The organism is Paraburkholderia sp. BR13439 (assembly GCF_040948805.1).
GTDB classification, from domain to species: Bacteria; Pseudomonadota; Gammaproteobacteria; order Burkholderiales; family Burkholderiaceae; genus Paraburkholderia; species Paraburkholderia youngii.
On record NZ_JBFPKN010000216.1, the window covers coordinates 1 to 255 of the forward strand.

A 255-nucleotide genomic window follows, 5' to 3' on the forward strand; every position below is an offset into this window, starting at 1 on the left:
TGCCGCCCCAGCCAGTCGCCGATCAACGGAAAGCGCTTTGGCTTTGCGCTGATATCGAGGCGCAGATCGTCGACGGCCTTGCCGACCACCATTCTCGACTGAATGATTTCCATCTCGGCCGTCGCCTCTGTCTTGACGTCGAACATGCTCGAGACGTCGCCCAGAGGACTCTTTGAATTGTTGGTCGGGATGCTGTCTTCCACCTGCACGAGAATATCGGCCTGGTACACCGACGGCGCGATAAACGCGTATGCC

1 protein-coding gene is annotated in these 255 nt (G+C 58.4%); it reads right to left on the reverse strand.

All coding sequences use genetic code 11. The features are described 5' to 3' along the window. Positions 1-255: Wzz/FepE/Etk N-terminal domain-containing protein (locus tag AB3X96_RS42935; RefSeq protein WP_368594461.1), on the reverse strand; the 255-nt coding region annotated here is incomplete at both ends.